Here is an 8,195-nt window from a genome sequence, read left to right as displayed (position 1 = left end):
CCAACGGTCACCGCTCCTTGCCCGTGCGGCTGAAGTAGCGCGGCGGGGCGGGGCGCGTCACGAGCGGTGGCGCGCCCCGCCCCGGTCGGCGACGGGCGGTCCTCGTGCGGCGGGCGGTCCTCGTGCGGCGGCGCGGTGGACGCGGACTTCTGCTGATCGGGCGGGTTCGTGCTCGTCAGAGGCCTGCCGACGCTCCGTGACACAATCGGCCGCGTGCAGATCGGGACGCTGGGGCCATTCGAGGTTCGCACGGACGACGGCGTCTTGGCCGACGTGCCGGGCGCGCGGTTGCGCGGGTTGGTGGTCGCCCTCGCGCTCGAACCGGGTCACGTGGTCCCGAAGTCCGCGCTCGTCGACTGGATCTGGGGCGAGAACCCGCCTTCCGACGCGGCGAACGCGTTGCAGCGCCTGGTTTCCCGGCTGCGCAAGGCGCTGCCGGACGGGTCGGTGGACGGGCAGCCGAACGGCTACCGGTTGGTGGTGGCGCCCGACGCCGTGGACGCCGTCCGGTTCGAGCGCCTCGTCACGCGCGCCCGCAACGAGGACGGCCCCCAGCGGGTGCGGCTGCTGCGCGAGGCCCTCGCGCTGTGGCGCGGCGCGGCCATGCAGGACGTCGGGCTGCCCGACAGCGAGGCGTTCGACGCAGCCGTCACCCGGCTCGAAGGGCTGCGCCTGACGGCCATGGAGGACCGGTTCGCCGCGGAGGTCGACCTCGGCCACGGCGCGGACCTCGTCCCGGAGCTGACCGACGTGGCCGCCGCGCACCCGATGCGGGAACGGTTCGCCGTCGCGCTGATGCGCGCGCTCGTCGGGGGGGGGGGGGGAGGGGAGGGGAGGGGGGGGTGGGAGAGGGCGAGCGAGAGACTTGTAAAGAAGCCAGCTGTTGACCCCCCCCCCACCCCTCCCCCCCCCCCCCCCCCCCCCCCCCCCCCCCCCCCCCCCCCCCCCCCCCCCCCCCCACCGAGGCCCTGCTGGTCTACGAGCGCACGCGCGAGGCCCTGGCCGACGCGCTCGGCGTCGACCCCTCGCCGGAGCTGTCCGCGCTGCACGTCGCGCTGCTGCGCGGCGAGGTGGGCCGGCGCGAGGAGGAGAACCGGAAGACCAACCTGCGCGCCGAGCTGACCAGCTTCGTCGGCAAGGACGACGACGTCGCCGTGGTCCGCGGGTTCGTCGCCGACCAGCGGCTCACCACCCTGATCGGGCCGGGCGGCTCGGGCAAGACGCGGCTGGCCGCGGAGACCGCGCGCACGCTGCTCGACGACCTGCCGGACGGCGCCTGGCTGGTGGAGCTCGCGGCGATCGGCGCCGACGGCGACGTGGCCCAGGCGGCGCTCGCCGGGCTCGGCCTCCGGGACGCCCTGCTCGGCGACACCTCGAACGCGGAGCCGACGGACCGGCTCGTCGCCGCGCTGCGCGACCGGGAGGCGCTGCTGGTCCTGGACAACTGCGAGCACGTGATCGAGGCGGCGGCGGCGTTCGCCCACCGGGTGCTCGGCGAGTGCCGGCGGCTGCGGATCCTGGCCACGAGCCGGGAACCGCTCGGCATCACCGGCGAGGCGTTGTGGCTGGTCGAGCCCCTCGGCCTGCCCGAGGAGGGCGCCGGTCCCGACGAGATCGAGGCGTCACCGGCCGTCCGGCTGCTGCGCGACCGGGCGGGCGCGGTGCGCAAGGACCTCGCGGTCGACGCGGGCGCGTCGGCGACGATGGCGCGCGTCTGCCGGGCGCTGGACGGCATGCCGCTGGCGATCGAGCTGGCCGCGGCCCGGTTGCGCACGATGTCGCTGGACCAGTTCGCCAACCGGCTCGACGACCGGTTCCGCCTGCTGACCGGCGGCAGCCGCACCGCGTTGCCGCGGCACCGGACGTTGCGCGCGATGGTCGACTGGAGCTGGGAGCTGCTCACCGACGCGGAGCGGATCGTGCTGCGCAGGCTCTCGGTGTTCTCGGGCGGCGCGAGCCTGGAGGCGGCCGAGCGCGTCTGCGTCGACGACGCGGTCGAGCCGGACGAGGTGCTCGAACTGCTCACCACGCTGGCCGAGAAGTCGTTGCTGGTCGCCGCGGGCGACGGCACGCCGCGCTACCGGATGCTCGGCACGATCAAGGAGTACGCCGCCCAACGCCTCGCGGAGGCGGGGGAAGCGGACCTGGCGCGCCGAGCGCACCTCGCCTACTTCACCGAGCTCGCCGAGACCGCGGAACCGCAGCTCCGGCGTGCCGACCAGCTGACGTGGCTGGCCGTGCTCAAGGCCGAGCACGACAACATCGGCGCCGCGATGCGTGGCGCGCTCGCGGCCGGCGACGCGCGCGGTGCGATGCGGCTCGCGGCGGGCGCCGGCTGGTACTGGTGGCTCGCCGGGCACAAGTCCGAGGGCATGGAGCTGATCCTCGCGGCCACCGGCACGCCCGGCGAGGTGCCCGACGACGTCCGGGCCATGGTGTACAGCCTCATGACGATGTTCCTGAACTCCGGTCTCGGCGACGAGCACCAGGCCGCCGAGTGGATCCACAAGGCGTACGAGGTGAGCGGGCGGCTGGAGCGAGGCAACCCGATCCTGGCGCTGGTCGTCCCGCTGGAACGGATGTTGCGGACGCCGGGCGGGTTCCTGCCCGCGTGGGAACCGTTGCTGGACAACGAGGACCCGTGGGTGCGCGCGCTGGCGCGGCTGCACCTGGGCAAGATGCGGGTCATCCTCGGCCACGGCGGGCGGGAGGCGGACGCGTACCTCGAAACGGCTCTCACTGAGTTCCGGTCCCTCGGCGAGCGGTTCGGGATCTCGTTCGCCCTGACGTCGCTGGCGGACCGCATCGCCACCCGGGGCGAGTTCGCCGCCGCGTGCGAGCACTACGAGCAGGCCGCCGCCGTCGTCACCGAGATCGGCGCGACCGAGGACGTCATCCGGATGCGGTCGCGACAGGCCCAGCTGTACTGGCTGATGGGGGACAAGGACTCCAGCGAGGCCGCCATCGCCGAGGCCGCGCGGTCCGCGGCCCGGGTCACCTGGCCGGACGCGCTGGCCGAGCTGGCGCTCGCGAAGGCGGAGCTCGCGCGGTGGACCGGTGACGTCGAGGAGGCACGCCGGCAGCTCGACATCGCGAGGACCTCGTTGGGCGACAACGCGGAACGGCCGTACATCCGCGCGATCACCCACGACCTGCTCGGCTACCTCGCCGATGACCTGGACGAGTCGCGCGAACACCGCGCGGCGGCCTGCCAGGCGGTGTCCGAGGCCGGCCACCCGACCATGGTCGCGCTGGTGCTCGTCGGGGTCGCGGACCTGGCCCTGCGCCGGGGACGGCCCGAGCAGGCCGCCCGGCTGCTCGCGGCGAGCGCCGCCGTGCGCGGGCTCCCGGACCGGGCCCACCCGGACGCGGACCGGATCGAGCAGGGCGCGCGGAGCCACCTCGGCGACGAGCGGTTCGCCGAAGTGGCTCGGGAGGGCGCGGAGACGAGCTGGTCCGAACTGGTGACGGCCGCGCTCGACTCGTGAGCGTGGCCGTCACCAGCGGCTACCCGACGGACGCGACGCCGGCGGCGATCGCGTCGGGGGTCAGCCCGCCGCACGCTGGACGATGATGTCGCCGTGCCGCGTGCGGGCGCGGACGGTGACCTTGTCGTCGAACGCGCCCAGGTCTTCCCGCGGCGCAACGGAGTTGCGCACCGACCCGCGCTTGCTCTCGGCGTCCACCCGGGCCGCGGTGCCCTCGCCGATGCCGACCTCGATGTCGCCCGAGCGGTTCGACAGCTCCGCCTGACCGCGGGTCAGCCGGCCGATCCGGATGACGCCGCTGCCGGTCTTGGCGGTGACGCCGCCGTCGGCGCGGTCGACGTCGAACCCGCCGCTGCCGCTGCTCAGGTCCACGTCGGACGCGGCGTGCCCGATCCACGTCTGGCCGCCCGAACTGGACAGTCTGACCGCGCCCACGACCTCCTCGATCCGCGCCGCGACCACGCTGCCGTCGATGTCGACGCGCCCGGCGACGTGGCCGATCGTGATCGCGCCCGCCGCGATGTTCGCCCGCAGCGCGTCCACGCGGTCCAGCTCGACCCGGCTCGACGCCGTGTGCAGCTCGCACTCGCCGAACGAGCCGTCCGCGCGGACGCTCGAATTCGCCAGGTACGTGACCAGGTCGGAGCCGGTGGGCAGGTCGATCGTGATGGCGACCGAGCCGCTCGCGCGCCCGGAGACGGTCGTCTTGACCGAGAGCCGGCCGCCGGCGAAGTCGACCTTGGTCTTGTCCGCCACCTCGACGTCCGACCTGCTCGCCCGGTCGACGGGTTCGACCAGCACCACGGTGTCGGTCCGGTCGCTCGCGGTGACCCGCACCCGGGCGCCGGCGACGACGACGGTGGCGGCGATGGGTCCGGGGGTGGTGAAGGAAGGCACGGCGGTTCTCCTCTGGTTCTCGTGCTCGGTCCGGTGGTGGGCGAGGTGTTCGGCCCGGGTCATGCCCGCTTCTTGAACGTGGAGGACGCCCACAGGTACCCGACCAGGGCGATCCCGGCGCACCAGGCGAGGGCGGCGATCACGTCGCCGGTGGCCGGCGATCCGTTGACGAACCCCCGCAGGGCTTCGATGATCGGCGTGAAGGGCTGGTACTGCGCGAACTGCCGGATGCCCGGACCCATCATCTCGGCGGGCACGATCGCGCTGCTGAAGAACGGCAGCATGATCAGCGGCACGGCGGCGAGCCCCGCCGTCTCCGGCGACTTCGCCGCCAGGCCGAGGGCGACGGTGAACCAGCCGGCCGCGAACGCGAGCAGCACGACGATGCCGACCACGCCCAGCCAGTGGGCGAACCCCGCCGCGGGGTCGAAACCGAGCAGGAAGGCGACCCCGACGAGCGCCGCGATGGCGACCAGGTTGGTGAGCACGCCGGCGACGACGTGACCGGTCAGCACCGCGCCGCGGGGGACGTCCATGACCTTGAACCGGTTGATGATGCCCTTGGTCATGTCCGAGTTCACCGCCGTGGCGGTGGCGCCGAGCCCGTAGCAGACGGCCAGCAGCATCAGGCCCGGTGTCGCGTAGTCGATGTAGTCGACACCGACGTCGAAGGCGTCGCCGAACACGTAGACGAACATCAACATCATCACGACGGGCATCAGGATCGCGTTGAACACCGAGGTCGGGTTCCGGGCGATGTGCTTGAAGTTGCGGCGCAGCATGACGGTGGAAGGGGACTTGGCGCTCACTTGGCGGCCTCCGCGGTGTGGCCCGTCAGGGCGAGGAAAACGTCGTCGAGGTCAGGGGTGTGGACGGAGAGCTCCTCGGCGCTGAGCGAGTTCTCGTCGAGCCGGTCGAGCAGCGCCCGCAGGGACCGGGTCCCCGCGTCGCTCGGCACGCGCAGGGCCAGCGCCTCGTCGTCCCGCGTGGCACCGGTGAAGAGCCGGGCGCCCGCGTCGAGGTCGGCGGCGGTGGCGAACCGGAGCCGGACGTGCGTGCCGGGGAGGCGGCGCTTGAGCTCGTCGGGAGTGCCCTGGGCGACCAGGCGGCCCTGGTCGAGCACGGCGACCCGGTCGGCGAGCTGATCGGCTTCCTCGAGGTACTGGGTGGTGAGGAAGATGGTCACGCCGTCGGCCACCAGGTCGCGGATGATCGACCACATCGTGCGGCGGCTGCGCGGGTCCAGGCCCGTCGTCGGCTCGTCCAGGAAGATGATCCGGGGGTCGCCGACGAGCGTCATCGCCAGGTCGAGCTTGCGGCGCATGCCGCCGGAGTAGGTCGAGGCGGGCTTGCGCGCCGACTCGACCAGGTCGAACCGCTCCAACAGGTCCTCGACGACCCGCCGGTCCGCGCCCCCGCGCTTCAGGTCGACCACCAGCTCCAGGTTCTCGTACCCGGTCAGCACCTCGTCCACGGCCGCGAACTGGCCGGTGACGCCGATGGCCGCGCGGACCGCCTTGGACTCGGTCGCGAGGTCGTGGCCGGCCACCCGCGCCGTCCCGCCGTCGGCCTTCGCCAACGTGGTCAGCAGGTTCACGGTCGTCGTCTTGCCCGCACCGTTGGGACCGAGCAGGGAGAAGATCGTCCCGGCCCGGACGTCGAAATCGACGCCGTCGAGGACGACGTGGTCCCCGTACGACTTCCGCAGTCCTGAAACTTCGATCGCTGAACTCATGTCGGCAACTATCGGCAGGCCGCCTGTCACACGTCTGACACGACCCTGACACCGCCGCTGACACGGACCCGCCCTACGCGGAGCGGTCGTCACGTCACGGTCCGGTCGACCGCTCTCACCCGTCGCGGCGATTTGACAACATGGGGTGAGCACAGGGGTGGCGCGGTGATGAACGCGAGGGGTGCCTGACATGAGTGAAGACGACGACCGCGGGCGCACGGCCCACTTAGCCCCGTTCTCGCTGCGGGGGCAGCTGTACTGGATCCTGCCGATCACCCTGGCCACGATGTCGCTGACCGTGTGGCTGCTGGCGAACCCGCAGTGGGGCGGCGACGTGGCGGCGATCGTGGTGATCCCGATCAACGTCGCGGCCGTGCTGGTGCCGCTGATGATGACCTACGGCGCCCGTGACACCAGGCACGACCCGGACAGCCGGACCAGGATGCGGCGGCTGAAGATCGCGCTCGCGTTCACCTCCGCCGCGCTGCTGGTGGTGAGCCTCGTCTACTGGTTCAGCCGCGAGGAGGACCCGCACGACTACCTGGCCGGGGTGCTGCGGGTGGGCGTGCTGAAGGAGAGCTACCCCGGCTGGAACAACGTGCGGGCCGACGGTTCCCGCGAGGGGTTCGACGTGGCGCTCACGGAGTTCATCGCCAAGCGGTACCGGGCGGTCGAGCGGATCGAGTACGTCGAGCTGACCGAGCGCGACGACCGGATCCGCGCGCTGACCGACGACTTCCCGGGCGGGCCGGTCCACCTGGTGATCGCCAACTTCTCCATCACGCCCGAGCGTGAGAAGCAGATCGACTTCGCCGGCCCCTACTACTACGACCAGCAAGGTTTCTTCACCTGGCAGAAGGTCTCCAACCTGGAGGAGATCCCGCCCGGCGAGGTCTGCACCTCCAGCGGCACCACCGGCAACGCCCGGCTGACCGAGCTGGGTTGGCGGCCGACTTCGGAGCGGTCGCTGGTGGCGTGCATGCGGCAGTTCCTGGAGAACCGGGACAGCGGGCGCGCGGTGTCGACCGACGTGTCGATCCTCCAGGCGTTCGCCGAGGACCGGAAGCAGGACTCCCAGGCTCCGTGGCAGGACGTGAGCACCGTCGTGATCGGCCAGGAGAGCTACGGCGTCGGCATCCCGAACGACCGGCCCCGCCTGTGCGAGGAGTTGAACCGGACGATCACCGAGTTCATCAACGACCACTGGGCGGTCGAGTTCGACAAGCACCTCAAGGGCGTGGCCGACAAGGACAAGCACATCCCGCAGACGACCTCGCCGTGCCAGGGGTCGACGTTGTTCTGACCCGGGGCGACCCGTTCCGGTGCTCGCCGGGCACATCGGGGATCAGAAGCATGCGCTCGGACTGCTGGCACCTCACCGAGGACGTCGACGACTTCCTCGGCCGGGCCGGGGACTTCCTCCGCTCGCGCCCCGCCCTGCACACCACGTCGTTGACGGTGACCGAGAAGCTGCGCGCCGGCGGGGCGGACGGCACCGTGCTCGGCCGGCTGGAGCACGGTGGCGAGGTCCGCGCCGTCTTCTACCGCCGGCCGACCCACCGCCTGAGCCTCACCGTCCTCTCCCCCGAGCAGGCCGACGGCCTCGCCGCCCACCTCGCGGGCCTCGGTCTCCCCTCACCGGCGTCACCGCGGTGGACGATACCGCCGCCGCTTTCGCCGAGGCGTGGCGGCGGCACGCGGGCGCGGCGCCGGCACCCGGCCAACCGGTCCGCCTCTACCGCCTGGGCACGCTCACCCCGCCGGAGCCGGTCCCGGCGGGCCGGGGGCGCGTCGCGGGCGCGGCCGATCGTGCGCAGGTCATCCGCTGGTGCAGCGAGTTCGTCGCCGCCGTCGGCGAGGCGCCCTCGATGGACGCCGACACCTGGGCGGCCTCGCGGTACGCCGAGAAGCGCTACACGTTCCGGGAGACCCCGGACGGTACTCCCGCGGCCATGGCGGGCTCGACGTCGATGGTCGCCGGCATGGTCCGGGTCGACCCCGTCTACACCCCTGCGCACCAGGGTCCGCAAGGCACGGCGACGTCGGGCGTTCGTCGCGGTCACGTGCGCCGTGCT

General features: G+C 72.9%; 5 protein-coding genes and 2 pseudogenes. 3 read left to right on the top strand and 4 right to left on the bottom strand.

The genetic code is table 11. The features are described 5' to 3' along the window. On the bottom strand, positions 1-203 hold a 203-nt coding region (locus tag ACZ7GX_RS34230; protein WP_498782928.1), incomplete at its 3' end, for a hypothetical protein. A 10-nt stretch (positions 204-213) separates the two neighbouring features. Between ACZ7GX_RS34230 and ACZ7GX_RS34225 the strand changes: the two are divergent. After that, positions 214-840, top strand: a pseudogene (locus ACZ7GX_RS34225) (AfsR/SARP family transcriptional regulator); the annotation flags it as partial. A gap of 114 nt (positions 841-954) precedes the next feature. Beyond that, positions 955-3,488: pseudogene (locus ACZ7GX_RS34220) on the top strand (ATP-binding protein); the annotation flags it as partial. A 60-nt stretch (positions 3,489-3,548) separates the two neighbouring features. Here ACZ7GX_RS34220 and ACZ7GX_RS34215 read toward each other — a convergent pair. The 3 genes from ACZ7GX_RS34215 to ACZ7GX_RS34205 are packed head-to-tail and all read right to left on the bottom strand — an operon-like array spanning position 3,549 to position 6,120. Next, the gene (locus tag ACZ7GX_RS34215) at positions 3,549-4,448 is read right to left on the bottom strand and encodes a DUF4097 family beta strand repeat-containing protein (RefSeq protein WP_498782926.1); all 900 of its coding nucleotides are present in this window, start codon (positions 4,446-4,448) and stop codon (positions 3,549-3,551) included. After that, positions 4,445-5,167 carry an ABC transporter permease gene (locus ACZ7GX_RS34210; protein ID WP_498782934.1) on the bottom strand — a complete coding sequence of 241 codons (723 nt, stop codon included), beginning with the start codon at positions 5,165-5,167 and terminating at the stop codon, positions 4,445-4,447. Before ACZ7GX_RS34210 ends, ACZ7GX_RS34215 begins: the two co-directional genes overlap by 4 nt. Positions 5,168-5,190: 23 nt before the next feature. After that, on the bottom strand, positions 5,191-6,120 hold the full coding sequence (locus tag ACZ7GX_RS34205; RefSeq protein WP_498782924.1) for an ATP-binding cassette domain-containing protein: 930 nt from the start codon (positions 6,118-6,120) through the stop codon (positions 5,191-5,193). Positions 6,121-6,310: 190 nt separating this feature from the next. On the opposite strand from ACZ7GX_RS34205, the gene ACZ7GX_RS34200 reads away from it, so the two are divergent. Further along, a complete protein-coding gene (locus tag ACZ7GX_RS34200; RefSeq protein ID WP_498782923.1) occupies positions 6,311-7,423 on the top strand; it encodes a transporter substrate-binding domain-containing protein in 1,113 nt (370 codons plus the stop codon). Positions 7,424-8,195: the final 772 nt, after the last annotated feature.

Source organism: Actinosynnema sp. NPDC037264 (assembly GCF_055603705.1).
The sequence above is the reverse complement of the archived record's forward strand: the minus strand, read 5'-3'. Positions and strand labels throughout refer to the sequence as shown.